This is a genomic window from Natrinema sp. H-ect4 (genome assembly GCF_041894845.1).
In the GTDB taxonomy this organism is placed as follows: Archaea; Halobacteriota; Halobacteria; order Halobacteriales; family Natrialbaceae; genus Natrinema.
In genome coordinates this window covers 366002-391261 of record NZ_JBHDYC010000001.1, presented here as the reverse complement: position 1 = coordinate 391261, position 25260 = coordinate 366002, and the positions used below count along the sequence as shown (strand labels likewise).

21 protein-coding genes and 4 pseudogenes are annotated in these 25260 nt (G+C 59.7%); 11 read left to right on the top strand and 14 right to left on the bottom strand.

Annotation, left to right across the window (positions count from 1 at the left end):
- Positions 1–114 precede the first annotated feature (114 nt).
- The gene (locus ACEWFR_RS01855; protein WP_374059442.1) at positions 115–570 is read right to left on the bottom strand and encodes a hypothetical protein; all 456 of its coding nucleotides are present in this window, start codon (positions 568–570) and stop codon (positions 115–117) included.
- Positions 571–810: 240 nt separating this feature from the next.
- Here ACEWFR_RS01855 and ACEWFR_RS01850 point away from each other — a divergent pair, with 240 nt between their 5' ends.
- Positions 811–1809 (top strand): LLM class flavin-dependent oxidoreductase, encoded by a 999-nt coding sequence (locus ACEWFR_RS01850; RefSeq protein WP_374059441.1) that lies wholly within the window; start codon positions 811–813, stop codon positions 1807–1809.
- Between the two features lie 86 nt (positions 1810–1895).
- On the opposite strand, the gene ACEWFR_RS01845 is transcribed toward ACEWFR_RS01850, so the two are convergent.
- From ACEWFR_RS01845 to ACEWFR_RS01835, 3 genes are read right to left on the bottom strand one after another with little or no spacing between them, the layout of a single operon-like run.
- Positions 1896–2207: an acetone carboxylase subunit gamma gene (locus ACEWFR_RS01845; protein ID WP_374059440.1), complete on the bottom strand. Its 312-nt coding sequence runs from the start codon at positions 2205–2207 to the stop codon at positions 1896–1898.
- Entirely contained in the window at positions 2207–4216 is a 2010-nt protein-coding gene (locus ACEWFR_RS01840) for a hydantoinase B/oxoprolinase family protein (RefSeq protein WP_374059439.1), read from the bottom strand. The genes ACEWFR_RS01845 and ACEWFR_RS01840 overlap by 1 nt, the downstream gene beginning before the upstream one ends.
- A 2-nt stretch (positions 4217–4218) precedes the next feature.
- The gene (locus tag ACEWFR_RS01835) at positions 4219–6318 is read right to left on the bottom strand and encodes a hydantoinase/oxoprolinase family protein (RefSeq protein ID WP_374059438.1); all 2100 of its coding nucleotides are present in this window, start codon (positions 6316–6318) and stop codon (positions 4219–4221) included.
- A 260-nt stretch (positions 6319–6578) separates the two neighbouring features.
- On the opposite strand from ACEWFR_RS01835, the gene ACEWFR_RS01830 reads away from it, so the two are divergent.
- A complete protein-coding gene (locus ACEWFR_RS01830) occupies positions 6579–6794 on the top strand; it encodes a hypothetical protein (RefSeq protein WP_374059437.1) in 216 nt (71 codons plus the stop codon).
- Positions 6795–6843: 49 nt separating this feature from the next.
- Here the strand turns inward: ACEWFR_RS01830 and ACEWFR_RS01825 are convergent, their stop codons facing one another.
- Complete coding sequence (locus tag ACEWFR_RS01825; protein WP_374059436.1) at positions 6844–8424, bottom strand: long-chain-fatty-acid--CoA ligase; 1581 nt, start codon at positions 8422–8424, stop codon at positions 6844–6846.
- Positions 8425–8580: 156 nt separating this feature from the next.
- A complete protein-coding gene (locus tag ACEWFR_RS01820; protein WP_374059435.1) occupies positions 8581–8868 on the bottom strand; it encodes a hypothetical protein in 288 nt (95 codons plus the stop codon).
- Between the two features lie 48 nt (positions 8869–8916).
- On the opposite strand from ACEWFR_RS01820, the gene ACEWFR_RS01815 reads away from it, so the two are divergent.
- The 3 genes from ACEWFR_RS01815 to ACEWFR_RS01805 all read left to right on the top strand — a co-directional run bounded on the left by ACEWFR_RS01815 (position 8917) and on the right by ACEWFR_RS01805 (position 13170).
- A complete protein-coding gene (locus ACEWFR_RS01815) occupies positions 8917–9984 on the top strand; it encodes a phosphotransferase family protein (protein ID WP_374059434.1) in 1068 nt (355 codons plus the stop codon).
- A 185-nt stretch (positions 9985–10169) separates the two neighbouring features.
- Entirely contained in the window at positions 10170–10958 is a 789-nt protein-coding gene (locus ACEWFR_RS01810) for a winged helix-turn-helix transcriptional regulator (protein ID WP_374059433.1), read from the top strand.
- 490 nt (positions 10959–11448) lie between these two features.
- A complete protein-coding gene (locus ACEWFR_RS01805; RefSeq protein WP_374059432.1) occupies positions 11449–13170 on the top strand; it encodes an inositol monophosphatase family protein in 1722 nt (573 codons plus the stop codon).
- 201 nt (positions 13171–13371) lie between these two features.
- Here ACEWFR_RS01805 and ACEWFR_RS01800 read toward each other — a convergent pair whose 3' ends face one another.
- Positions 13372–14526 (bottom strand): acetyl-CoA C-acyltransferase, encoded by a 1155-nt coding sequence (locus ACEWFR_RS01800; RefSeq protein WP_374059610.1) that lies wholly within the window; start codon positions 14524–14526, stop codon positions 13372–13374.
- A gap of 161 nt (positions 14527–14687) precedes the next feature.
- On the opposite strand from ACEWFR_RS01800, the gene ACEWFR_RS01795 reads away from it, so the two are divergent.
- Positions 14688–15497: an enoyl-CoA hydratase/isomerase family protein gene (locus ACEWFR_RS01795; protein WP_374059431.1), complete on the top strand. Its 810-nt coding sequence runs from the start codon at positions 14688–14690 to the stop codon at positions 15495–15497.
- Between the two features lie 184 nt (positions 15498–15681).
- Here the strand turns inward: ACEWFR_RS01795 and ACEWFR_RS01790 are convergent, their stop codons facing one another.
- The 5 genes and pseudogenes from ACEWFR_RS01790 to ACEWFR_RS01770 all read right to left on the bottom strand — a co-directional run bounded on the left by ACEWFR_RS01790 (position 15682) and on the right by ACEWFR_RS01770 (position 20889).
- Entirely contained in the window at positions 15682–16467 is a 786-nt protein-coding gene (locus tag ACEWFR_RS01790; RefSeq protein ID WP_374059430.1) for an SDR family NAD(P)-dependent oxidoreductase, read from the bottom strand.
- A gap of 125 nt (positions 16468–16592) precedes the next feature.
- Positions 16593–17783 (bottom strand): annotated as a pseudogene (locus ACEWFR_RS01785) (RNA-guided endonuclease InsQ/TnpB family protein).
- Positions 17784–17866: 83 nt separating this feature from the next.
- Positions 17867–18160 (bottom strand): annotated as a pseudogene (tnpA, locus tag ACEWFR_RS01780) (IS200/IS605 family transposase); the annotation flags it as partial.
- A gap of 42 nt (positions 18161–18202) precedes the next feature.
- Positions 18203–19861: a class I adenylate-forming enzyme family protein gene (locus ACEWFR_RS01775; protein ID WP_374059429.1), complete on the bottom strand. Its 1659-nt coding sequence runs from the start codon at positions 19859–19861 to the stop codon at positions 18203–18205.
- 62 nt (positions 19862–19923) lie between these two features.
- Positions 19924–20889, bottom strand: coding sequence for a transcription initiation factor IIB family protein (locus ACEWFR_RS01770; protein WP_374059428.1), 966 nt, complete (start codon positions 20887–20889; stop codon positions 19924–19926).
- A 92-nt stretch (positions 20890–20981) separates the two neighbouring features.
- On the opposite strand from ACEWFR_RS01770, the gene ACEWFR_RS01765 reads away from it, so the two are divergent.
- From ACEWFR_RS01765 to ACEWFR_RS01750, 4 genes are read left to right on the top strand one after another with little or no spacing between them, the layout of a single operon-like run.
- A complete protein-coding gene (locus tag ACEWFR_RS01765) occupies positions 20982–21293 on the top strand; it encodes an AMP-binding protein (protein WP_374059427.1) in 312 nt (103 codons plus the stop codon).
- A complete protein-coding gene (locus ACEWFR_RS01760; RefSeq protein WP_374059426.1) occupies positions 21290–21613 on the top strand; it encodes an AMP-binding protein in 324 nt (107 codons plus the stop codon). Before ACEWFR_RS01765 ends, ACEWFR_RS01760 begins: the two co-directional genes overlap by 4 nt.
- A gap of 21 nt (positions 21614–21634) precedes the next feature.
- Complete coding sequence (locus tag ACEWFR_RS01755; RefSeq protein WP_374059425.1) at positions 21635–21772, top strand: hypothetical protein; 138 nt, start codon at positions 21635–21637, stop codon at positions 21770–21772.
- Complete coding sequence (locus ACEWFR_RS01750; RefSeq protein ID WP_374059424.1) at positions 21769–22446, top strand: class I adenylate-forming enzyme family protein; 678 nt, start codon at positions 21769–21771, stop codon at positions 22444–22446. The genes ACEWFR_RS01755 and ACEWFR_RS01750 overlap by 4 nt, the downstream gene beginning before the upstream one ends.
- A gap of 192 nt (positions 22447–22638) precedes the next feature.
- Here ACEWFR_RS01750 and ACEWFR_RS01745 read toward each other — a convergent pair whose 3' ends face one another.
- Positions 22639–23739, bottom strand: coding sequence for a PotD/PotF family extracellular solute-binding protein (locus ACEWFR_RS01745; protein ID WP_374059423.1), 1101 nt, complete (start codon positions 23737–23739; stop codon positions 22639–22641).
- A 413-nt stretch (positions 23740–24152) separates the two neighbouring features.
- A pseudogene (locus ACEWFR_RS01740) lies at positions 24153–24833 on the bottom strand (enoyl-CoA hydratase/isomerase family protein); the annotation flags it as partial.
- A gap of 53 nt (positions 24834–24886) precedes the next feature.
- Between ACEWFR_RS01740 and ACEWFR_RS01735 the strand changes: the two are divergent.
- A pseudogene (locus tag ACEWFR_RS01735) lies at positions 24887–25072 on the top strand (integrase core domain-containing protein); the annotation flags it as partial.
- Positions 25073–25260 lie beyond the last annotated feature (188 nt).

Below are 25260 nucleotides of genomic sequence, written 5' to 3'. Positions count from 1 at the left end.
AGACGCTATCGGCCGCATCCGGGTCGCGTCGGCTGCCGGACGCGTCGGTCACCGAAACGGTGCCATCGGCCGGGGACATCCCCGGCCGCTCCGTGCTCCCCGCGAATCCGTGGATCAGTCGCTGTCGCGGCCGAGCATCGCTAGCTGGCTGTCGACCCGAACGCGGAGGAACTCGTAGATCGGTGCTCGCGCGTCGCGCGCGTCACTCCCGGCGAGCTCCTCGTTGATCGTCTCGAGGACATCGTTGCACGTCTCGATGAGCACCGATTCGAGCTCGGTGGTATCGCCGGTCTGTGCCTCGGCGATCCGTTCCCGCCCTCGTTCGGCCGCTTCGCTGACGGCCTCGTCATCGCAGTTCCGGGTGACCGTTTCCAGACCGTCGACGAGTGCCTGCCGCTGTCGGACCGTCATCTCGCGCTTGAGACGGAGTTCCCCGGCGAGATAGGATAGCGTGCTCGACATCGAACCGACTTGTCCGTCGATGAATTCGTCGTCAATCTCCGCCCGGACATCCTCCTGCAGGAACGTTGAAAAACGCTCCAGTACGCGTTCCGGATTCAGGTGTGGCATTATCACCCAATGACTTTGGGCAAACAAAAAGGTGTTTCGACTGACCGAACACGTCGACGGCAGCACAGAAAGTCGCCAGGATGTCTCGGCGCGGAGTCCGCCCGTGGCTACGCGGGCCCATACCTGGTCCGCGAAGTTCGCTGGGAGCGGCTGGTAACCGGCTTCTCACGGCCGACGGGCGTGCGATCGCCTCCGTTTCCCAGTATGCATAAATAGTGGTGTGTGGTATCTATTGTCGATATGAAGGTAGGAACTGGACTGTTTCCACAGTCGGTCGACCACGCCGTGGCGTTCGCCGAGTTCCTGGAAACCGAGACGGGGTACGAGAAACTCTGGATGACGGATTCCCACCAGCTCTACGTGGACACGTACGTCGCGCTGGCCTGCTGTGCCCGGGCGACGCAGGACCTCGAGCTGGGAACGGGCGTAACGAACCCGGTGACTCGGCATCCGACGGTAACGGCGAACGCGATCAGTTCCGTGAGCCGGATCGCCGGCGGGTCCGCGACCCTCGGAATCGGCGCCGGCGACAGCGCCGTTTACTCGATCGGGCGGACGCCCGCGACCGTCGAAGAGCTGCGGGAGACGGCGGTCACGATCGAGCGGCTCCTCGACGGGGAAACGATCGACTTCGACGGGGAACCGTTCCAGTTGGCACAGCGCAACGACGCTGTCCGCGTCGACATCGCCGCCGAGGGCCCGAAGACGCTCCGGATGGCCGGCGAGGTGGCAGACGGTGTCATCTTCGGCGCGGGAACGGAACCGGATCTCGTCGAACGGGGCCTCAAGCACGTCGAGCGGGGTGCGGAACGCGCCGGACGTTCGCTCGACGACGTCACGATCACGCTCCTCGCCCCGTCGTGCGTCGACGAATCGCGGTCGGCTGCCGTCGAGAAACTGCTGGATATCCTGGAGCCCATCGCGTATCATAACTTCAGCTTCTCCGTCGACGATGCCCCGGCGGAATTGCGAGACGAACTTCGAGAACTCGTTGACCGGCACGATATGCGCGAACACGGGCGGGCCGACGCCGAACCGACAGCGGAGATCTCGCCCGCGGTGCGCGAATACCTCGGCGACCGGTTTGCTGTGGCCGGGACGCCCGCGGAGTGTCGACGTCGACTCGAACGACTCGCCGGTCTCGGTATCGACGAGCTATTGATCGGCTCGCCGGTCGAGGAGCAACGGGCGGAACTCGTCCGGTTCGAGGAGAACGTGCTAGAGCCCCTCGCCGTATGACGGCTTCGTCCCACGGCTACCGCCGTGGGCGGTCGCCCGTACTTCCGTAACGCGGAAACCGGTCGCGGAGTTCCGGATTCCGCCCGTCACCCCCTCAGCGACTCGACGTCGATCTCGAGGTCGTGGAGGATCGGCTCGTCCGCGGGGACGACCTCGTAGTCGAGCAGGACGGCACAGCCGGGGCAGAAAAACTGGCGGAACTCGATGTCCGGATCGCGGTCGTAGATCTTTTCGGGCGGCGTAAAGACGGGTCCGGCGTCGGTGATCGGACCGGTTCGTATCGCCGCATGTTCCTTGTAGTTGGCGTCTGCGTCACAGATCTCTTCGCCGCACTTGCGACAGGCGATCGTTCGCGCATCCGGGTCAAGTTCGAGGTATTCGTGGATTTCGGTCGTCATTACTGCTCACCTCCGATGGTGCTTTCGGCGAGCCGTCGGTCGCGTATCTCAGAGCGTCGGGCCTCGGTCGCGTCGTCGAGGACGGCGACCTCGTCGCCGTCGCGTTCGACGACGACACCGTAGATGTCGTTTGCCGCCGCTTCGGTGACGAGTCCCCGTTCGATGTCGTCAGCGACCCGCTCCGGATCGCGTTCGATCGGATCGCCGTACCCGGGCGTCCCCCCGTTACGGATGACGCTCACGTCGTCGGGGCGCTGCACGTCGTGTGCCTTCGAGTGTAACCGTTCGAAGTCGCCCTCGAGCTCGGTGAGGTCCTGCGTGACCTCTCGCTCGGCGAACCGTTCCTCGACGTCGGAATCGTGTACGACGTCGAATCGTCCGTTGCCGCCGGGGTAGCCCGAGATGCCCTTCGAGAGCGGAGCGAGAACGCCGGACGCTGCGAAGACGTTCTCGATCTGTTCCGTCTTGTGGGGTTTCCAGCAGTAATCCATCCCGGCCCCGCCACGGCGTTCACCGGGACCGCCCGTGTCCGGAACCTCGCTCCGGTAGAGATACAGGATCGGGTAATCCTGTTCGTTGTGCTCCATGTTCGGGATCGGGGCTTTCGGCGCCCAGTACTGGCCGCCCGTATCGACGCCGTCGCGATGTGGCGCCGCACCGATACCGCCGGACATGCAGTCGAGGTTCATCGTTCCGAACTCCTCTCCCCACTGATCGATCCCCGCCTGAGCGACGGCGCCGCCCCCGGCGTTTTGGCCCGTGATAATATTTCGTTTCAGGTTCTCCGAGGCCGCCAGCATGCGATTGACCGCGTTATTGACGAGGTGGATGACGAACGGTACCGAGACCGTCCCACCGTTGCTCGTTCCCGAGGGCCATTGAGCGTGGGTCATCGTCCCTGGCGTCGTCTCGATCTCGATGTGGCGAAGCGGTCCGCCGGAAACCCACATAGCGTCGGACATCATGAACGGGTTGAGGACGCTCATGATCGCGGTCCGGAAGCCGGCGTAGGTACAGTTGATCGCGTCCTTGTCCGGTGCCGTGTTCTCGTTCGTGAACGTGAGCGTATCTCCCTCCTTATGTATCTGTACCTCCCCGCGGTAGATACCCGTATCACCAGTCTTCGATCCGTCCATGTACGCGCGACCCCGATAGGTTCCGTCGGGGATCTGCTCGAGTTTCCGGACGAATTTCTGCTCGGCGTCGTCGAGAACCTCGTGCATGACCCCCTTTACCGTCTCGGTGCCGTACTCGTCGATGGTGTCGTTGATCCGTTCGCGTGCGACGTTGACGCCGGCGACTTGGGCGTTGAAGTCCAGTCCCACCATCTGGGGCAGGCGGGAGTGGCGGAGGTACATCTGCCGGAGGTCTTCGCGGACCTCGCCGCCCTCGACGACTTTGATCGGCGGGATGGGAACCGGTTCCTCGAAGACGTTGCTGGCGCCGGGACAGAAGCTTCCGGCGTTGCTGCCACCGATATCGTACTGATGGAGCGTGTTGACGACCCAACAGAATAGTTCCCCCTCGCGGAACACCGGCGCGAGGAAGAACACGTCCGGCTGGTGCGTACTTCCGACCCAGGTGTCGTTCGAAATGAAGACGTCGCCCGGTTCGATACCCGGGTTCTCGCTTCGGTTTTCCAGAATCCACTTGGCCTGGAGTTCGGCGATCGGGGAGAAGAACTGGATGTACGGGCCCTGAAACACGACCTCGCCGGTCGCGGTCAGGATCGTCGGGTTGAAGTCCTGCGCGAAGTACGCGACCGGCGACCCCGAGACGTTCTCCAGGGTCGCCCCGTGTTCCTCGTTGATGCTGTACAGCCTGTGTCGGAGCACTTCGTAGGTGACCGGATCGACGTCCGTCTCGTAGGCGGTGTGTAACGACAGCTGGGGGTGGATATCGATCGGATCTTCCGGGATGTACCCCTGAACGAAGTCCTCCCAGACGTTCGAACCCGTGTGTTCCGTGCTCGTGTCGATCTCCTCTCGTCCGCGGTTTTCGATCGGCATGCTCATTCACCTCCGATGTCGATGACGTAATTATCGTACTGGTCGATCTCGCAGTCGTCTTCCGGCGGAATCGCGACTGTGGTGTGGTTCATCCTGACGATCGCTGGTCCGTCGACGGTCATCCCCGGCCCGAGCTCGGTTCCCTCGTAGACCTCGGTCGCGAGCCGGCGGCCCTCACTGGGCCAGAGCACGTCCGTTTCGGTCTTCGGAATCGCCTCACCCTCGGACGACTCCCGCTCGAGGTTCGGCTTCGTCGTCCGGCCGGAGACGTCACATCGAATCGTAACCATCTCGAAGCCGGATTCGGTGTACCCTGCACCCTCGCCGTAGAGGTCCTCGTACTTCCGTTCGAACCGATTGACGACGGTGTCCATGTCCGACTCGTCTAGCCGCCCGTTCGGGACCGGAACGCTCACCTGATGGACCTGGGCCTGGTAGCGGAGATCGGCGTATCGCTCGACGTCGATCTCGTCGGGTTCGAACCCTTCGGCACGGAGCCGCTCGGTGAGGTCGTCTTCGATGGCCCGGAACGAGTCGGTCACTGCCGCGGGATCGAACGGTGCCGTCGTGATGTTCGATACCTCCTGTCGGTACAGGAAGTCGGACGACGAGACGCCCAGTGCCGACCAGACCGACGACGTATCGCCGCTCGGCACGACGACGGTGTCGACGTCGAGTTGGGGAGCGATCGCGGGAACGTGAAGCGGACCGGCCCCGCCGTACGCATAGAGGACGAACTTCCGCGGATCGTGGCCACGGTTGATCGTTCGCTGTCGAATCGAGTCGGCCATCTTCGCGGTCACGATCTCGAAGACGCCGCTCGCAACCTCCTCGGGCGACATACCGAGTTCGTCCCCGATTGCCGACATGGCGTCACGCGCCTTCGATTCGTCGAGGTGCTGTCGACCGCCGAGGAAGTGATCGGGGTCGAGAAACCCAAGCAGCAGGTCCGCGTCCGTCACAGTCGGATCGGTGCCGCCCCGACCATAACAGGCCGGGCCGGGATCCGCACCGGCGCTCTCCGGGCCGACTTGCAGTCGGCCCGTGTCCGCGTCGACTTGGGCGATAGAGCCGCCGCCGCTCCCGATGGAATCGACGTCGACGTTTCGGATCATGTACTCGTACTGGTTGATGACGTTGTTCGGCTGCGTAATCGGTTCCCCGTCGGTGAGGAGTCCGATATCGAAACTCGTCCCGCCCATGTCCGCGGCGATGATGTTCTCGTGTTCGAGTCGTTCGGAGAGGTAGCGACAGCCGATGATCCCGGCCGCCGGCCCCGAATCGATCGTCTTGACCGGTTCGCGAACCGCGTCCTCGGCGGACATCACTCCGCCGCCGGACTGCATGACCAGCAACGTCCCGTCGTAGCCGCGCTCGCCGAGGCCGTCGTTGATCCGGTCGATGTACTCCGACGTCGAGGGACCGATGTAGGCGTTTATCGCCGTCGCCGTCGTGCGCTCGTATTCGCCCCACTTGGGGATGAGATCGCTCGCCCGTGTCAGGAACGTCCCGTCCGGGAGTTCCTCCTCGAGGATCTCCTCGATCCGGACCTCGTGACTATCGTTCAGGAACGACCAGAGCAAGTTGACGGCGACCGCATCGACCTCGTTCCGAGCGAGTTCCCGAGCCACGTTTCGGACGCGCTCCTCGTTGAGGTCGACGACCACGTCACCCATGCAGTCGACGCGTTCGTCCACGCCGTACACCCGTTTTCGCTCTACGATCGGGTCGGGCTTGCTCGCGTCACGGAAGCTCAACACGTCTTCGATGCTCTGTCCTTTACTCACCGCGGCACCGCCGCGCATGACGAACATGACGTCCTCGGCTCCGCGGGTCGTCACGAGCGCCGCGTCGACGCCTTCCCCTTCGATGATCGCGTTCGTTCCGACCGTCGTCCCGTGTGAGACGACCTCGGTCCGTTCGAGCAGTTCGTCGAGCGCGAGATTCCGTTTCGCGGCCCCTTGCTCGAGCGCGTTGAAGAATCCCCGCGAGAAGTTGTCCGGCGTCGACGACACCTTCGCCTCCGTAACGGAGCCGCGCTGATCGATGACGACAGCATCGGTGTGTGTCCCGCCTATGTCAACGTTACACAAATACGCCATACGCGTAGCGCTCAACACCGCCGTATAAGGAGATAATTAAAGATATATTATATATAATTAGTTAATATATTCGCGTATCGTTGCGGCATCTCGACGGGAGGCGGCGGTTCGTCCCTCGCTTACGGGCGACGAACCGCCACGAGGCGAAGGAACTGCTGCTCTCGTAAGACCGTCGACGCGCAGCGAGCGGCGGAGCAAGAGCGGTCAATCGCGTCGTTCCGCGGTCGCGACTCACGGCCGCGGTCGCGGAGAGCTGACAAGTGCCGGGCAGCGACGTCCGAATCCGCACGCGGGTACTCGACGGCACCGCGGAGATGCAGGACCGAACCGTGTCCGAGTTCGGAGAACTGTTCGACACGTTCGGCCGCCATACGGAGCACGGCAAGGGGGACTATCGCACCGCGGCGACCGAGAGGTTCGACCCGGCGCTCGAGTACAGGAACGAACGCGACAAGGGCTCGAGACCGCCGGACTGACGGGCGCAGTCACCGGCCGGTCCGGTGACCGCGTACGTCGCACCGCCGACTACGCTTCAGCCTCGTCGCGGAGCTTGTACTTCTGGATCTTCCCGCTCGGGTTCTTGGGGAGGCCGTCGCGGAACTCGTACCGCCGCGGCCGCTTGAACGCCGCGAGGTCGTCGCTCTCCCGACAGAACGCATCGAGTTCGTCCACGGTCAGGTCGCCGTCCGGAACGACGTGTGCGACGACCCGTTCGCCCCACTCCTCGTCTTCCTCTCCGATCACGGCGACTTCGGCGACGTCGTCATGCTCGTAGAGGACGTTTTCGACTTCGGTCGGATAGATGTTCTCGCCGCCGCTGATGATCATGTCATCGATCCTGTCGACCAGGAAGAGGTAGCCGTCCTCGTTGAGATAGCCCGCGTCGCCCGTAAAGAACCAGCCGTCGCGAATCACGTCCGCGGTCTTCTCCGGCCGGTTCCAGTACTCCTTCATCATCGGTGGCCCCTGCAGGATGATCTCACCAGTCTCCCCGGTATCGACGGTGTCCTCCGGCGTGACAGGATCGTTCGGATTCTCGTTCTCGGTCGGTTCGACGATCCGGACCTCGTGGTTCGGCGCGGCCCGCCCAACGCTCTCAAGGTGTTCCCGCACCTCGAAGGGGAGGATGAACGTCGCGCACGGGCCCATCTCCGTCATCCCGTAGGCAGTCGCGTAGTCCTCGGTGAACCTCTCGATGCACTCCTCGAGCAGCGACGGCGGCATCGGCGCGGCGCCGTAGACGCCGAGTTCGAGTGACGAGCCGTCGAACGACGACATCTTCGTCGATTCCTCGAGCAGCTGTCCCCAGATCCGCGAGGCGACGAAGAGGTGGGTCGCGCGCTCCTCGTCGACGACCTCGAGGGCGCGTCGCGGGCCGAAGTCGTGGAGGATGACCGATGTCGCGCCGAGGTTGACCCGGGTGAGCAGCCCGCAGTTGAGTTCGGCGTTGTGATACAGCGGCATCGCGGAGATCCCGATATCCGTGTAGTCGAGCCCCATCCGACCAGCATAGAGCATGTTGTGATAGGTCGCATCCCGGTGGGAGTGGACGACCCCCTTCGGCCGGCCCGTCGTCCCGCTGGTATACATGATCGCGTACTGGTCCGTCGACACCACGTCGACAGCCGGCGGTGCGGCCGACGCTTCCTCGAGCAGGTCGTGGAACCCGGCAGCGTACTCGGGCGTACGTTCGACGTCGTCGTCAACGTAAACGTACTCCTCGATCGTCCCGAACTCGTCGTGGCCGCGCTCGACCGTGTCTCGTGTCGCCTCCTCGAAGATCAGTACCGTCGACTCAGAGTCGTCGAGGATGTAGCCGACCTCGCTGGGCGCGAGGCGATAGTTCACGGGATTGAAGACGGCGCCGGCCCGCAGGAGGCCGAACAGCGCGATAGCGAACTCCGCGGAGTTGTGAAGCAACAGCGAGACGCGCTCGCCGGGTTCGACGCCGCGTTCCCGGAGCGCGTTCGCGAACCGAGTCGCTCTCTCGTCGAGTTCGGTGTAGGTCAGACGGATGTCCTTTCGGGGGTAGACAATCGCTTCCCGATCCGGGTACTTCCGCGTCGTCCGCGACAGCGTCTCCGGTAGCGTGGGAAGATAACTCATACCCCACTCTTTCCGGGATCAGTGTGTTAGCTCTTTCGTCCGTGACCGGCCGACCGTCACGGGTTTCATTAGAGCGACCGCTATCTGTTCCGGCGAACGTCGGCACGAACGCCATCCGCTCGAGTCACGTTACGGTATCGCGACCAAACCGGCGCGCTAGAACGGCCCGGGCCGCCACCCCGTCGGTGTCTCGAGCGCCAGCGCTTGCCGGGAGTTCAGGATCGGCGTGGCATCGAACGGGAATCCGGGGATCTCCATCGGGCGGCTCCCGGTCGTGACGATCGCGTTTTCGAACTCGAGGCCCACAGTCGCGCCGTCCCCCGGGTCGATCTCGGCGGTGTGGTCGGCCGTAAAACGTGCCGTTCCCTCCCGCACCGTCACGCCGTTTGCCTCACAGAGTTTCTCGACGCGCGGTTCACCGACCCAGAACTTACTTAGCCACATTTTCCGTACTATCGACGATGACAGTAGAACGGAGGTTCGATGATCGCTATGGGAGATAACGACCGGTATCTAGAGCGACTCGTCGATGAGGAAGCGTTGCGACGCTACCTCGAAGGAAGCCTCGGTGAACCAGCCCACTTCTCGGTACTGCGCCACGACGAGGGCCACTCGAACGAAACGCTGTTCGTCGAGTGGGACGACCGCGAGTTCGTGATACGCCGGCCACCGGCCGGGGACACCGCGGATACCGCTCACGACGTGCTCCGCGAATACCGGACGATCGACGCGCTCCAGGAGACTGCCGTCCCGGTTCCCAAAACTGTCCTGGCATGTACCGACGACTCGGTCATCGGGAGCGAATTCTACGTCATGGTCCGTGAGGACGGAGATGTCCTTCGGAACGACGAGATCGAGCGGTTCGCGACGCCTGAGCACCGGACCGACATCGGCACAGAACTGGTCGATGCGCTCGCCCGAATCCACGCGATCGATTACGAGGCCGTCGGACTCGGTGATTTCGGTCGCCCCGCCGGGTTCACGGAACGGCAGGTCGACCGGTGGCACCGGCAACTCGAGTGGGCGTTCGAAGTGACGGAATCGGAGCGCGCCGTTCCGGAGCTCGAGACCGTGGGCGACTGGCTGCGGGAAAACGTCCCGTCCGATCACGCACACGCCTTAGTTCACGGGGATTACAAACTCGACAACGTGCTCTTCGAACCGGGCGTGCCGCCGCGGCTGGGCGCAATCTTCGACTGGGAGCTGTCGACGCTCGGCGATCCGCTGACCGATCTCGGATGGATGCTGCTCTTCTGGCACGATCCGTCGGATCCCGGGCCCGCGATGCCCGAGTTGATGAGCACGTTCATGGCTCGTGACGGGTATCCGACTCGCGACGAACTCGTCGACAGATACGAACGGCAAACGGGTGTGTCGTTCGAGAATCGCCGCTTCTACCAGGTGCTGGCGGCGTACAAGATGGCCGGACTCGGCGAGATGTTCTTCCGGCGGTATCTTGAGGGGAACTCAGCCGATCCGCTGTACCCCGCGATGGAAGATGGCGTGCCGCGTCTCGCCGAACAGACGCTCGCGGTTATCGACGGGGACCAGCAGCTGTGAGCTGGCCGCTCGGTCGCCTGTTCATCACTCGCACTGACTCTCGAGTGAACCGATAGAATCACAACATACAGATTTTCTCTGATCTGGATATATTAATCGGAACTGAATAGGAGTATTATAGGTATCTATAATAGTGTTCTCTGCTTTGATTTAGCACGAATGCCATTCACTGGCAACAGAGAGATATGAGTGAGTCAACACGGCCATCGCAAAGGGGAGAAGCGACTGGATCATCGGCTACGCCACGGGCGATTATACACAAGAAAATCCTTGATCTTGCGGAAGAACGACCCAATACGACCATCACGGAACTCGCAGAAATAGTCAACGGGGCATCGGCGGAGCTGGTAGAACACGTTCTAGAGGAGTATGGCGATCCGGCACAGGTCTCCGAGAAAGACGGGGGAGATCCGGCAGAAGAGCCACCGAGAGAGACAGGGGACGACTCAAACGGTAAAATGGAGCAAGAATTGACAGACAATGATTTAGCGACACAGGAGAGAGAATTACAGGAGAAACCGGCAATCGATCCCGAACGGATACCTGAAAAGCAACGAGAAATCCTCCGGACAATTTACGAGAAACCGGAAAAAACCCAGAAGGAGATCGCTGAACAGTTCGGTGTGAGTAGCGCGACGATCTGTCGACGAATAAACGACGTGGAGGAGTTCGAGTGGAATAATCGTCACGAATTCGTCGAACGAATATTCGGAACCGAAAAACCGACGGAGAGCGAGGAAATGGCAGATGAGACATTCGATGTCGGAGCGAGGAGTAACACTACTGAAATTCGTAAACGGGTCCAACAGATCGAAGAACGTCTAGAAGAGCAATCGCAATCACGCCCCGTCTTCGGAGATCCCGTTCTCGTTCACAAGGTTGTTCACGCCTGCATGCACTCGGATCAAATCTCCGAAGAAGAAGAGTTGAGAATACTGAGAGGTCTGATCGGAGACGAACTGAATACCGACTGAACGCCATCGGAAACGACGACCGTCTCTCAGCGGTAGATCAACCGGATCGGTTCTGTGAGGAACACGCTACGAGTGGTAATAATCCGTCTTTCGCTAAGCTTCACACCTCGGATTCGAGTGGTGAGAGAGTTCAGTAGCCATCCTCGTGAGACTATCGAATATCGGTCTCTTCCCGAAGTAGTTGTATGACTAATCGGACGGTGTTCCGGGAGTCGGAAGCGAAAACGACCATCGCTGTTCGTATTACGACCGGCGATCAGATCAATCCGCTCACCGTTCGATCGTTGCGAGGGGTGATTCATAACCGGAGGGACGTTGCTATTTCGTAATTATCCCGTGGATTTCACACAAAGAGGCAATTTCTAAGTCTATCTTGCGGTTTTTCCAAACGTTTATAAGATATACTGCGCTTTGAATGATTACTGCTATCTACCCACATGGAACAGCGCATGACGCGTTGTTTCCCGACGGTAGATAGCGTGAAATAACCATGATTGGAAGACGACTCGCCACCACGGAAGAGCTCATCGTCCTCGTCAGTCCCGACAGCGACGAGGAACTCGCGACTATCGAAGAGTGGGGACGAACGCGAAGCATTTCTGTCAACGCGGTCGACGTCGGCAACGATATCGACTCGATCTACGAGCCAGGCACCGAATATCTCGGCGTCACGCTCGGCGGCGACGGGACGTACCTCGAGGGAGTTCGGCAGTTCAGTCCCAAAGAGATACCGATTCTCGGGGTCAACGCCGGCAGTCTCGCGTTCCTCGCGAGCATCTCGCCGACCGATCTCACCGCCGCCCTCACGGAAGCAGTCGCCGGGAAGGCGACGATCGATCAGCGACAGCAACTGCAGGTCACTGCGGACGGCGTCGACTGTACGGGTATCAACGACGTGATGATCGAACACGTCCCGCCCGAGAACCCGGTCGACCGAAAGATCACGCGGCTGGAAGTGTACGCTGACGACGAGTTCATCGGTGAATACGAAGGAAACGGGCTCGCAATATCGACGCCGACGGGTTCGACTGGCGTCTCGCTATCGGCCGGCGGCCCCATCCACTATCCGAAGAACAACACGTCGCTGCAGGTCGTCCCGCTTCACACCCATCGACTCGGCGTGCGGCCCCTCATCGTCGATGCGGAGACGACCCTTCGAGTCGTCTCCGAAGGGCCAGCGAACCTACTCGTCGACGGTGGTCGTGCCCAGACGAGGCTCGGGGAAGCGGATGTCGTCACGATAGAGGGGGCAGGAACGGCAGCCCACGTCGTCAATACGAGCTACGACGACGACTTCTTTACCTCGGTTTCCGAAAAGCTGGGGTGGAGCGTCCGCGAAGACCGGGACGACACCGGTTCCAGTGACGTGGGAACTCGAACCGACGGAACTCACGACGAGCAACCGTTCTTGGAGCGAGCGAAGCAAGCGGCGATGGACGCTGCCCGGGCAGCGGGGCCCGCACTTCGGGAACTCCATGGACAGACCGAATCGATCGAATTTAAGTCGGACAAGTCGGACATCGTCACCGAGGCCGACTACAAGTCCGAGAACATCATCACAACGGTCCTCGAGAGCGAATTCCCCGATCACGGAATCCGATCCGAAGAGGATGTCCAACGGGACGGCTCGAGCGAGTACACGTGGTCGGTCGATCCCCTCGACGGTACCGGTAATTTCGCGCACGGGAACCCAAACTACTCCATCTCGATCGCGCTGCTCGAAAACGAAACCCCCGTCGTGGGGGTCGTGTACGCGCCCGAAACCGACGAGATGTTCAGCGCGATCAGCGGCGAGGAGGCGATGCTCAACGGTACGCCCCTTACCACGACCGAGCGAACGTCCCTCGACGAGTGTATGCTGCTCTCCGGATACGATCCGGACGGAACGTTCCTGTCCCACAGTTACCACGAAGCCCGAGGCGTTCGTCGGCTCGGCTCTGCTGCACTGAACCTCTGTTATCTCGCAGCCGGCAGCGCGGACGCCGTCTGGGAGTATGATACCTATCCCTGGGATGTCAACGCGGGGCTGGTCATCGCTTGCACGGCGGGGGCGACCGTAACAACGGCCGACGGCTCTCAGTACGAGCCAAACGTCGGCCTCGACACGCGAAACGAACTGCTCGGATCGAACGGTCCACTGCACGAGACGCTGCTCTCGCATCTGCAGGGAGCCGATGCGCTTCGCTCGACTGCTACGGGTCTGACCGACTGAGCCGCGTTCTCCTCGTCACTTCGATTCGTGTGACGGTCGCGGCCGTCTGAAGCGGAGACTGAACGGGTCCAGACGAGCCGAATAACGTGACGTTCTCGAGACACCGCCTCCCGTAACTGGCGTACGGATGGCGGAGCCAGAGTGAGTACCGCCGGTTACGGAAAAGTGAGTTGGAAAGCGACGGCGCCGTCCGAACGCGGTTCAGACCCGTTCGATGATAGTTGCGACACCCTGGCCGAATCCGATACACATCGTCGACAGCGCGGTGTCCTGCCCCGTTCGCTCGAGTTCGTGGGCGAGTTTGGTCAGCAACATCGCGCCGGTCGCGCCCAGCGGGTGACCGTGGGCGATCGCCCCGCCGTTGACGTTGACGTCCTCCCAGGACGCGCCCGACTCCTCGAGCCACGCGCCGACGACCGACGCGAACGCCTCGTTGACCTCGAAGAGATCGATGTCGCCGACAGTCATATCCGCCTTCTCGAGGACCTGTTCGGTTGCCGGAATCGGGCCCTTGAGCATCGTCACCGGATCAACGCCGACGACCTCCGTCTGCCGAATACGGGCCATCGGGTCCCAGCCGTGTTCCGCAGCGGCTTCCTCGCTCGCAATGAGCAAGGCGGACGATCCATCGACGATTCCGGAGGAGTTCCCGGGATGGTGGAACCCGTCCCCTTCCTCACGGAACGACAGCGGCAGGTTCGAAAGCGTCTCGAGATCGGTTCCCGGTCGGGGATGTTCGTCTTGCTCCACGACGACGTCATCCCCGTCGAGTTCGGTCTCGACAGGGATCACCTGATCGTCATAGCGTCCCTCGTCCCAGGCCCGCTTCCAGCGCTGCTGGGAATCGACGGCAATTTCGTCGAGTTCCGTTCGGGAGAGGTCCCACTCTTCGGCGATGCGTTCGGCACCCTCGCCCTGATTCGTCCGTTCGTCGAAATGCTCGAAGTACGTGTCCGTGAGGCTGTCCGAGTTCGCGTCGGATCCCATCGGAACGCGAGTCATGTGCTCGACGCCGCCCGCGATGAGGACGTCGTGTTGGTCGGCCATGACGTTTGCAGCCGCAAAGTTAGTCGCTTGCTGACCGGAACCACACATTCGGTTGAGCTGGACGCCCGGAACGATATCGCCCCAGCCAGCGACCATCGGTGCGAGCCGACCGACGTTCAGTCCCTGTTCGTCGACCGGACTCACGCACCCGTAGATGACGTCTTCGATCGTCTCCGGGTCGAATCCGTTCCGTTCTCGGAGCGCTTTAAGCGGCTCCGCAGCGAGGTCCTGTGGATGAGTATCGCGGAACGATCCATCTCGTTTCCCGAACGGGGTTCGCACTGCATCAACAATGACAGCGTTTTTCATTGGCATGTGTCACATTATCATCGAGCTATTAATAGCTTTGTCTACGGCAGCGATCAAATTAGGTGTCTATCACTTTCGAACGGTCAGTCGAAGACATCGAACCGCGACGAACGGACTACCACTTTGATAGGAACTAAGGGGACGGATGTTGATTAGCGATCATGCGCGAGATAGGAAGCGGCAACGTACTCGTGGAGATCGACGAACACCGTGCCGATATCGTTCTAAATCGACCAGAGAAGCGCAACGCGATGAACGAGGCCCTGCTGACCGACCTGAAGCAGGCGATTACCGAAGTGGATTCGGACGAGAGCGTTCGCGCGATCACGTTGCTCGGTGAGGGTCCGGTGTTCTGTGCCGGGATGGACCTTGAAATGATGCGTGACCGGGGAGAGCAAGCCCAGAAACGGGAATCACGCAGTACTGGCTCCCAGGGTGATCTACTCGGGGATGTCGTCGACGCAATCGAAACAGCTCGCGTCCCAACCGTCGTTGGGATCAAACGAGCCGCGCCCGCCGGCGCGTTCGAACTGTCCCTCCCCGCGGACTTCCGGATCATCTCGGAAGATGCACAGTACGGCGTTATCGAGGTGAAACTCGGTACGTTCCCGCACGGTGGCGCGACACAGCGGCTCCCTCGTATGATCGGACTGGCAAAAGCGAAAGAACTGGTCCTCAGCGGGGAGTTCATCGACCCTGAAGAAGCTAAGCAAATCGGGCTAGTAAACGAGGTATGCGATGCGGAAGCCGTCGACGACCGTGCTCGTGAGCTCGCGGACAATCTCGCCGAGAACGCGCCACTTGGCATGGAGCGGGCCCGCAAAGCGCTCAACGCTGCCTTGGAAACCCCACTCGACGAGGGACTCGCTTACGAAAACGCCCTCGGGAAACAACTCGACGACACACACGACTACACAGAAGGGTTCACGGCGCGCCTCGAGGATCGCGAACCCGAGTTCGAAGGACGGTAACGCAGCGAAATTATCCCCCGTATTCGGCTCCGAGAACGTCCGAGTAGCTGCCCGTTCGATACGGGTGGGAGACATCGTGTAGTGCCGAATTGCCGGCTCGCTGTGATCGTTCCAAGCGGACTCGCCTTTCCCGTTTCGTCGGCTCCGTGCTCCGGGAAGAAACCAAAAAGGAAACGAGACCCTGTTAGAACGAGAAGAGGTCGATGCCGCCGGTCACGCCGATGACCTGTCCAGTCACGTACGACGCCTGCTCCGAACTGAGATAGGCAATCATGTTCGCAACGTCGTCCTCACTACCGAGGCGTCGCATCGGTGTTGCCTCCGCGATTCGGGCGAAGTACTCGTCGACGTTTTCGCGGAGTTCGTCTGGCGTCATATCGGACCACTGATCGACGACGATGTTCGGAGCGATGACGTTCGACGTGACCCCGGACTGTGCGCCTTCGAGCGCCATCGTCTTTCCGACACCGAGCATCGCCGCTTTCGTCGCCGAGTACGAGAACTGGCCGAACCCGCCGTACCAGCCGGCCATCGACGACATGTTGATGACGCGACCCCAACCGCGGTCACACATCTTCGGGAAGACCTCTTTGCTGATGTTGTACGTTCCGGTCAGGTTAATCTCGACGTCCCGATCCCAGGTCTCATCGTCGAAGTCGGCGATGCGGTTGCGCGCGTCCACCATCGCGGCGTTGTTGATGAGAATGTCGACGCCGCCGAACTCGTCTCGAACGGCGTCCATCGATTCCTGTACGTCGTCCCTGTCGGTCAAATCACAAAGCAGCGGGATGGCGTCTCCTCCGCCTGCCGTTTCGTTTACCTCTTCGGCGACTTCGGAGGCACCGTCTTCGTCGACGTCGAGGACGACGACGTCTGCGCCCTCTTCCGCGAGCGTTCGACAATCTGCGCTTCCGATTCGTCCGGCACCGCCAGTAACGACGGCGGTTCTGTCGTTGATACCTAAATCCATCGCAATTTGTTAGAGTTTGTCGTCCATAATAATGATTCCCCTTTTCGGAAGCGGCCAGGGATGAAGATCGGGATTGACATCCTTCCCGCGCTGAAGCACGAGGATTCCTCCGTTGGGGGGTTCATCTACCGACCCACGGAAGCAACTTGCGGGTTTGTGCGCACTTCTTTGGAACTTTCGTGAGGGTGTGGTTTCCCCGACCAATCGTGGTCGTCCACTCGAATCACACGGGCCGTGCCATCGGCCTGACTTCCATTTCGCTGTTTTCTCGAAGGAACGTCTCTGACGCCGTGAGGTCGGCGTGTCCCTCAAACTCGCATGGACACGTCAGCGTATCTCTGTGGCGCGTTGTTTCCTCGCGGTCGCCACACTCGGGGCCGTCTGACTTGTCCATGCTTCTGACTCGACTTCAAGACTGATGCCGTACTCCTCACAGAGGCACGCGAGACGGGTGATGAACTTCTTGAATGCCCAGAAGTTGTGCGTCTTCTCGTTCACTCTGACCGACCAGTGAGCGTCCAGTACGTCGGTTAAGTCGCCCACGTACACCGTCGCCACGTCCTCGTCGTACAACCGCTCAACGAGATCGCGCACCAGCGCGTTCTGTGCGTGGTCGCGACGTTTCGTTCGCTGTCTGTACAGCTTCCGAATCCGTTTGGAACTGTAGCGCCCTCCCCCCCACGGAGCTTCGACTGGAGGTGGGCGATCTCGTCGGTCGTCTCGCGGAACCGTCCGAACAGCTCCCGACTGGCGTAGATGTACTGGCTTCCAGCCGTCGTGGAACAGGCGACGAGATTGTTTGCGCCAACGTCAAGGGCGGCTTCGTGAGAAGCCAGTGGTGAATCCAGTCGAGAATCAGGGACAGTGACTGGTTGGAAAGCCCTGAACGTGTCGCTCACTTCGTCGTACTCCAGTTCCAGACGACCCTGTTTGCCGTCCCACTTCGGGTTGCCCCGGACTTCGAGGCGGAGTCGTTCGTGGTAGCCGAGTCCGTATTCGTCTTTCAGTTCCTCTCCGACGGGAATTTCGAGACGGCTCCGCTTGTCCCACTGAATCGTGTACTGGTCGTTGCGGATGTAGGTACGGAGCTCTCGTCCATCTTCCTCGTTGCCCCAGTACGACGGTGGGGTGGCGTTCTCACCGTTCTCCGTGAGGGCGAAGAACGACCGCCACGCTTCGCTGTTTTTGCGCGTGACCTGTTGAACGGTTGCGCTACCGACGACACCGTTGTAGCATCCTCGGTACTCAGAGGTGTCCCACACGTCGCCGTCACCGAAGTAGTTCTGGCGACGTTCGTAGGTCAATTCGTTCCACAGCGATGCGGAGGCATCGAGTAGCCGTCGGAGGCACTCTCTGTCGTCTTCGGTCTATGGAACCACCTCGAAGGTATTGGCGCGCTTCATTTGTCATCACCTTGCTGTTCAGCGATGTACTGTTTGATAGCGCCCTTCGAGGTACTTCCCGCTGTTCCGACGTAGTACGAACGAGTCCACTTCACACGGTCGTCGTACCGCTGATTGTATTTCCGCGCCGAGATTCCTTTCACCCAGTTGACGATGAGTGACGGGGCGTTCTTGGGCGGGCTCCCGATGAACAGGTGTACGTGGTCAGGCATGACCTCGCACTCGGCCAGTTCGAGGCCCTTGTCCTCACAGATTTCCGCAAAAATGGCTTTGAGACGTTCCTTTGTCTTCCGTCGGACCGGTGCTGTACCGTTGAGGCGAGCGAACGTCCGTCAGCCGGCCGGATCGCCGGACCGTAATCGGTCTCGGAGGTCCGTCTTGACGACTTTCCCGACCGGGTTTCGGGGGATTTCCTCGACGACTTCCAGCCGTTCGGGTCGCTTGTAGATGGCGACGTTGTCACCCATGTACTCCGTTATATCCTCGAGCGAAAGTTCCTCTCCTGACTGTGGAACTGCGAAGACCGCGACGCGCTCGCCGAGGTCTTCGTGCGGTTCGCCGACGACGGCCGCGTCCGCGATCTTCGAATGTTCGATAACGATGTTCTCGACCTCCTTCGCACTGATGGTGAACCCGCCCCGAATGATGACGTCTTTCTTCCGATCGAAGAAACTCATGAAACCGTCCTCTTCGACTCGGAACAGATCGCCAGTGAAGAAGTACCCGTCTTCGTCGAACGCGTTCGCGGTGACCTCGGGTTGGTTGTAATAGCCAGCCATGAGTCCCGGTCCTCGGAACGCGACCTCGCCGACTTCGCCCGGTTCGGTTACCTCGTCGCCGCTCTCCGGGTCGACGATACGGATGTCGACGGTGTCGATCCGCGGATCGTCGATACCCCAGTCGATATCCTCGGCGAACCGCGGAAAGTCCGTTGTACGGCGCTCCAACGGAGTCGTTTTCGGGCCACTAATAGTGGATGTCCCCTCGTTCTGTCCCCAAATATTGATGATTTCGATCCCCCACCGCTTGTCGAACTCTTGTATCGCCCACTCCGAGGGAGCAGCTGAACCAGTCGTGATCGTTTCGATGTCACTCAGGTCGAAGTCGTCGACGTCGGGGTGTTTGAGCAACTGATTCAGCATGGTCGGAACCAGGATAGTAAACGTAACGCCCTCGTCTTGTATCTGCTCGACCATCAGATCGAGATCGATGGGGTGATGGAGCACGAGTGTTCCGCGATTGAGCAGCCACGGGACGTAGTTGACACCGAGCGCAGTCATGTTGACCAACGGCGCCGCACAGAGGACGATGTCGCCGTCGTTCGTGTCACACAACAGTGGGAGCGGATTTGACTGCCAGTTGTTGTGCGTCATCGGGCACGCTTTGGGATCCGCAGTTGTACCGGATGTCCACTGAATATTGAACACCTCGTTCGCACCGATTTCGATGTCATCGATCGCCGAGGTGTCCGCATCGGTAGTCGTAAAGTCCCGAACATCTGAGAACGAGATCGCGCGCTCGAGGGTCTCCGATGTGGCGGCGAACTCCGTTGCCATCTCGACGTGATCGAACCCGTCGAAGTCCCGCGGCCCGACGTATGCGACGGCCTCCGTTATGTCGACCACATGTTCGAGCTCGTGTCGCCGCCACTGGATCGGCATCGGTGATATGATAGCCCCCGCCCGGGCAACCGCCAAGTACAGCATGGCCAGTTCCCACGTGTTCGGTAATTGTACGACGACGAAGTCGTCCTTACCGATACCGCGCTCGCGGAGTGAGGTTGCGACGGCGTCGACGGCTTCGGAAAGCTCTGCGTACGTCAGTCGCTCGGGCTCTCGATCGACCAGTTTCGATGTGTTCGGTGGATCAACGACGGCCATCCGCTCGGGATCTCGAGCGACGGTGTCCGCGAACCGATCGAGTAGCGTCTCGTCTTCCCAGACGCCCGCCTCCTCGTACTGTGCTATCTGGTTCGGGTCGTGTAACTCCATGTACATTGGGATGAACCAACACATTCCGTGATAGGTGTTTCGGACCGTCCTCTAACACTCTCCTAATTACCAAGTCCCATAGCATCGATTTGTTCTTGGTACCGGTTTCGAAGGGTGACCTCGGTTACTTGAGCAACATTGGAAACTTCCCTTTGTGTCTTTTTCTCATTACGAAGGAGTGCGCTCGCGTAGATCGCAGCCGCGGCATATCCAGTTGATGACTTTCCTGACAACATCCCTTTTTCAGCTGTCGTATCAATGATTTCATTTGCCTTTGCCTGTACTTTTTCGGATAGATCAAGCTCAGAACAGAACCGAGGCACGTACTTCCTCGGGTCAACAGGCTCCATCTCAAGACTGAGTTCCTTGGAGAGATACCGATACGTGCGACCAATCTCCATGCGTTCAACGCGTGATACAGCCGCGACTTCATCCAGCGATTGCGGAATCCCCTCCATACGACAAGCCGCATACAGTGTACTCGTGGCAACACCCTCAATTGAGCGTCCGCGAATGAGATCCTCGTCAAGGGCGCGTCGATAGAGGACGCTAGCGACCTCCCGAACAGATCGGGGGACCCCTAAAGAAGAGGCCATCCGGTCCGTTTCAGAAAGCGCAAATTGAAGGTTTCGTTCGCCAGCATCCTTCGTTCGGATCCGTGTTTGCCATTTCCGCAGCCGGTTCATCTGACTCTTCTTTTCTGCAGAGAGGGACCGTCCATAGGCGTCTTTATTTTTCCAGTCGATCGTGGTGGTTAGCCCCTTATCGTGCATCGTCTGGGTCATCGGTGCTCCAACGCGAGATTTGCTCTCCCGCTCCGAGTTGTTGAATGCGCGCCATTCCGGACCGTGATCGATAGCCTCTTCTTCAAGAATCAACCCACAGTCCTCGCAGCTCACTTCGCTCTCATCTGGACTTCTAATGAGTGTACTTGAGTCATATCCAGGACAAGTCTGAACGTCCTCCTGTTCAGTTGGGTCGCGCTCTGTCACATCATCACGCTCTTTCTGACGAGTCGGCCGTTCCATCAGTCAATTGTCTATTGTCTCTCTGGAAGGTTAAACAGTCTGGGTATTAGTGATGGATAGTTACACGTTACGGCGATGTCCCTGCGATTACGATGGGCGATCGAACGGTTTCACATACCGAATTGCGCGATCGCTCGGCGACGTTTGCCGGTGGGCTCGCCGAGCGAGGGCTCGAACCCGATGATCGGGTGCTGGTATACGTTCCGAACTGTCCCGAGTTTCTAATCGCGTTCTTCGGTGCTCTCAAGACGGGGATTCCATTTTCGCCCGCTAATCCACAGTACCAGGCGCGCGAACTGGCGCATCAGCTCACCGATTCCGGCGCAAAGGCGATCGTTACCCACGAATCGCTCCGAGATACCGTCGACGAAACGCTCGAGAAGACCGGTCTCGGTCCCTCGTGATTACCGTCAGAGACGGCCGCGAAGGGGACGTTCCGTTCGAAGAAGTGGACGGTAATCCGCTCTGCGTCGACCGCCAGAAGGACGACGTTGTTACCCAGCTCTATACGAGCGGAACGACCGGGAAACCGAGGGGCGTTCTCTCGACGCACGGGAATCTGCGCGCGCAGGCGTTCGCCGGCCTCGATACGGGGGTCGATGATCCCGATGACGAACGGAAGTTAGTACTCTTACCACTGTATCACACAACGGGTGTCTATCACTGTACGTGGCAACCGCTGATCAAGGGAGGTCGTCTCTATCTTCGAGATCCTGCCAACTAGGATCCAGCCGACGCGATGGCCGTGATTGAGGAGAACGAGATAACGTCGTTCAACGGGGTCACCGCGATGTACGTCGATATGATCAACGACGAATCGTTCGGTCAGTACGACCTCTCGAGTCTGGATCGGTCGGGGAGGGCGGTGCGAAAATGTCCGTGACCGTTCAAGAGAAATTCGAGTCGGTCGCTAACGTCGAGATGTACGAGGGATACGGCCTGACGGAGACGAGCGGCGCGACTCACGCCGGCCACAACTCGACGTTCGGTCCGCGGCTCGGAACCATCGGACAGCCGTTCCGAATGACCGATTGCAAAATCGTGGATGATGAGGGCAACGAGGTCACGACCGGTGAGGAAGGCGAGTTACTGATTCGGGGGCCGCACGTGATGGCGCGGTATCACGAGCTACCGGAGAAGACCGAGAACGCCTTCGACGAGAACGGCTATTTCCGAACCGGAGACCTCGCCCGTCGCGACGAGGACAATTACTACGAAATCGTCGATCGAGCGAAGGACGTCATCGTCACGTCAGGGTACAACGTCTATCCGAGCGAGGTCGAGGACCTCCTGCGAGAACACGAAGCGATAGCCGACGTGGCCGTCGTCGGTGTGCCGGACGAGAGGCGAAACGAAGTGCCCAAGGCTTTCGTTGTCACGACGGCAGACGCGATTCCCGGAAGTGACGTGACCAAGAAAGCGATCGAGGAATTCCCCCTCGATAACCTCGCAGCGTACAAACACCCTCGCGAGATCGAGTTTATCGACGAACTCCCGCGGACGACGAGCGGAAAAGTTCGAAAGTCGAACTCGAATAACAGGACCCGCCTCACGTAGACCGCTCACCAGTGTATCGCCGGTGCAAATTCGTCATGTTCTGCCGAACGCATAATTGGCCGTGAACGACGTGCTGTGCAACCAGTGTATGACCTTCTCCGCTGATGATCGCACCACGCGGTGCCTCGGACCGCCGGTCGTCACCGCTCCGCGGCCGATCGGTAGCTCAGAGATACCGATGCAGTAACCGACTCAAAGCGATTTGATTTCGTTGAACCGTTCGATAATCCTTTCGCGTTCAGAGAGTACTGCGGGCCAGTCGATCCACGTCAGGTCATCCGGGTGGTCGACATATTCGAAGAGGGAGGTGAGTTCCTCCGGCGGATCCGTGATCGGTATCGGATAATTATGCCGAGTACTTAGTTCGATGGCGTTCTCCGTGTCGTAAAGCCAGTCGAGGAGGTCGTAGACGTCCTCCTTTTTACCGCTGTTTTCGACAATAGAAAAGTAATTGGTGTGAGCGACGCAACCCTCGTCCGGAATGACATATTCGACGTTATAGCCGTCCTCGTTCATCACCTGAACGCGTCCACCCCACGCTGAGGCCACGTACGCCTGGTCTTCACGCATCAATTGCATAAACTCGTTGCCGGCAGTCCAGTAACCGAATACGTTCGTATGTTGCTCTTCCATTTCCGCGATCACGTCCTCGAACATCGCGTCATCGGTGGCCGCTTCACCGGTGTCATATTCGAGCGCCGCGCATGCGTTTCCGAACCTGACCTGTGCGTTGTCGATAAGAGCGACAGTCCCCTCGAGTCCGTTATCCTTGATGTCTTCCCACGTCGTGATTTCGTCGACCTGGTCCCGATTGTATCCGATACCCTGTGTGGAAATATAGTAGAAGATTCCGTCGTCGTGACCGTCGATTGCCGGAGAATTCTGCCACTCCTCCTGGATATTTTCCCGATAATTTGGGAGACGATCGTAGTCGATATCCGCGAACAGTTCGCCGTCGTATTGGCTTCGGTGCAACGTGAGTCCGGACGACGACGGATTCGTGAAGTCGAACGCATCCGGGTTCTCCGCGATGAGGTTGAGAATTTCGGTGTCACCCGCTGCCTCCTGATGCGTGACTTCTATTCCGCTCTCTTCACTCCATTCTTCGAATTTCTCTCGTTCAGCTTCTTGCGTCGTTCCACCACGACTGATAAACGTGAGCGAATCGCCACTGCCGTTGAGACATCCCGCGATAGCGATCCCTGTTGTTACTGCGCCCGTCTGTAGGACGCGCCGACGGGTCGTCGATCGAGGACTCCGCGATCCAGATTGTCCATTGCTATCTTCCCACATGATAGTGAGTTATTTGGGAATTACCTTAAAAACTGTCGACATTCTCAGCAGGAGAAGGCTCCCTTGAGTGCGTCTCACGGGCCCTCAAACCCGAACGGCAGTTCGTTTACGAAGGCTTGGATCCCCTTCTCGTAATTTTTAGTCTGATTGTACAAATCGGGAGCGAATGCCCTCAGACGGACGTCCTCGACTACACCTGAACCGCTGGGGATCGGTTGCTACCTGCGGACCTATTACAGTGACGAAGCCGAGACGGACTCTCCCGTGCAGAAGCAAAGTAAGGAACCGAAACGAACGCACGAACGTACTCGGACACTGTCTGCGCTACTCAGTGATACTCGCCATTGTTCTCTTCTGGACAAACGTCCACGTAATGGCGATCCCTACAGAAAGACCGTTTCAGAGGATCCTTCTCACCGACCGTCGAACTCGGGCGACCGACCGTTCAAGAATGCTTGAAACCCCTCCTCGTGATCCTCGGTCCCGAAGATAACTCCCTGTGCAACCGCCTCGTCGGTCATCGCTTCGCCGAGTGATTTATTGCATCTCTCACTGAGAAGTCGTTTCGCGTGTTTCAACGCGACCGTCGGTCCGGTCGCGATCGATTCGATAATCTCGTCCGCACGTTCGTCGAATTCGTCTCCCGAGAAAACGTGGTTGAACAGTCCGATCTCGGACGCCTCCTGTGCGTCTACGATCTTTCCGGTAAAGACGAGTTCCTTGGCGAGGTTCTCACCGGCCAAGCGCGGTAACCGATGTGATGTCCCAGTGTCAACGCCGAGGCCGACTTGGCGAGAGACGAAGTCGATCGATGCGCGATCACTCGCGAGTTGTAAATCGCATAAAATCGCAATGTTCGCACCGGTTCCGACTGCTGGGCCGTCGATTTTGGCGATCGTCGGAAGCGAAAATTCGCCGAGTCGCTTCATCACTCGGTTCGTCGACTGCAGGAGTCTCTGGACGCGATCGTCGATCGGCACGTCGTTTTCTATCGATTCGACCATGCTGCTGATGTCACCGCCGGCAGAGAACGCGTCCCCTGCCCCTCGAATGACCAGACAACGTACATCGCTTCGTTCTACCTCCTCGAGTACGCGTTCTAACCCGTCGGCGAGTTCTTTCGAAAGGGCATTTCGCCGGTCGGGATGACCGAAACCGCATCGAAAAGTGGTTTCATACTCTCGAGATGCGGATTAACCGCTTCCATAACTCGTGGGTGGGCAGTCGGGCGAGCGTCCGAGAGTGGCTTGAACAGTTCGTGCATTACTACAACCACCAACGACCGCATCAAACTCTCGACGGAAGCGTGCCAGTCGAGGAGGTGCAGAACTAGACAGTGTCTAGTAATAGAGTTCGTATTTCGCGTGACGGGTACTCTTTACCATCTATATATACTATCACAGTCGGACAGCTTAAAGACTCGGTGGACCCCGTCTATGCCATCGACGGCGGTTGCATACTGTTGGTCGGCTTCATCCCCGCCCTAAAGAGCGAGGCTTTCGCCTCGAATTTTCCGTAACA

What these genes read in the sequence shown, in the direction of transcription:
- ACEWFR_RS01845 (WP_374059440.1), bottom strand. Translation starts at nt 2,207, where the DNA reads ATGACGACCGAAATCCACGAATACCTCGAACTTGACCCGGATGCGCGA.
- ACEWFR_RS01835 (WP_374059438.1), bottom strand. Translation starts at nt 6,318, where the DNA reads ATGGCGTATTTGTGTAACGTTGACATAGGCGGGACACACACCGATGCT.
- ACEWFR_RS01820 (WP_374059435.1), bottom strand. Translation starts at nt 8,868, where the DNA reads ATGTGGCTAAGTAAGTTCTGGGTCGGTGAACCGCGCGTCGAGAAACTC.
- ACEWFR_RS01850 (WP_374059441.1), top strand. Translation starts at nt 811, where the DNA reads ATGAAGGTAGGAACTGGACTGTTTCCACAGTCGGTCGACCACGCCGTG.
- ACEWFR_RS01800 (WP_374059610.1), bottom strand. Translation starts at nt 14,526, where the DNA reads ATGAAAAACGCTGTCATTGTTGATGCAGTGCGAACCCCGTTCGGGAAA.
- ACEWFR_RS01790 (WP_374059430.1), bottom strand. Translation starts at nt 16,467, where the DNA reads ATGGATTTAGGTATCAACGACAGAACCGCCGTCGTTACTGGCGGTGCC.
- ACEWFR_RS01765 (WP_374059427.1), top strand. Translation starts at nt 20,982, where the DNA reads ATGGGCGATCGAACGGTTTCACATACCGAATTGCGCGATCGCTCGGCG.
- ACEWFR_RS01815 (WP_374059434.1), top strand. Translation starts at nt 8,917, where the DNA reads ATGGGAGATAACGACCGGTATCTAGAGCGACTCGTCGATGAGGAAGCG.
- ACEWFR_RS01795 (WP_374059431.1), top strand. Translation starts at nt 14,688, where the DNA reads ATGCGCGAGATAGGAAGCGGCAACGTACTCGTGGAGATCGACGAACAC.
- ACEWFR_RS01770 (WP_374059428.1), bottom strand. Translation starts at nt 20,889, where the DNA reads ATGGAACGGCCGACTCGTCAGAAAGAGCGTGATGATGTGACAGAGCGC.
- ACEWFR_RS01775 (WP_374059429.1), bottom strand. Translation starts at nt 19,861, where the DNA reads ATGGAGTTACACGACCCGAACCAGATAGCACAGTACGAGGAGGCGGGC.
- ACEWFR_RS01805 (WP_374059432.1), top strand. Translation starts at nt 11,449, where the DNA reads ATGATTGGAAGACGACTCGCCACCACGGAAGAGCTCATCGTCCTCGTC.
- ACEWFR_RS01825 (WP_374059436.1), bottom strand. Translation starts at nt 8,424, where the DNA reads ATGAGTTATCTTCCCACGCTACCGGAGACGCTGTCGCGGACGACGCGG.
- ACEWFR_RS01840 (WP_374059439.1), bottom strand. Translation starts at nt 4,216, where the DNA reads ATGCCGATCGAAAACCGCGGACGAGAGGAGATCGACACGAGCACGGAA.
- ACEWFR_RS01855 (WP_374059442.1), bottom strand. Translation starts at nt 570, where the DNA reads ATGCCACACCTGAATCCGGAACGCGTACTGGAGCGTTTTTCAACGTTC.
- ACEWFR_RS01745 (WP_374059423.1), bottom strand. Translation starts at nt 23,739, where the DNA reads ATGTGGGAAGATAGCAATGGACAATCTGGATCGCGGAGTCCTCGATCG.
- ACEWFR_RS01810 (WP_374059433.1), top strand. Translation starts at nt 10,170, where the DNA reads ATGAGTGAGTCAACACGGCCATCGCAAAGGGGAGAAGCGACTGGATCA.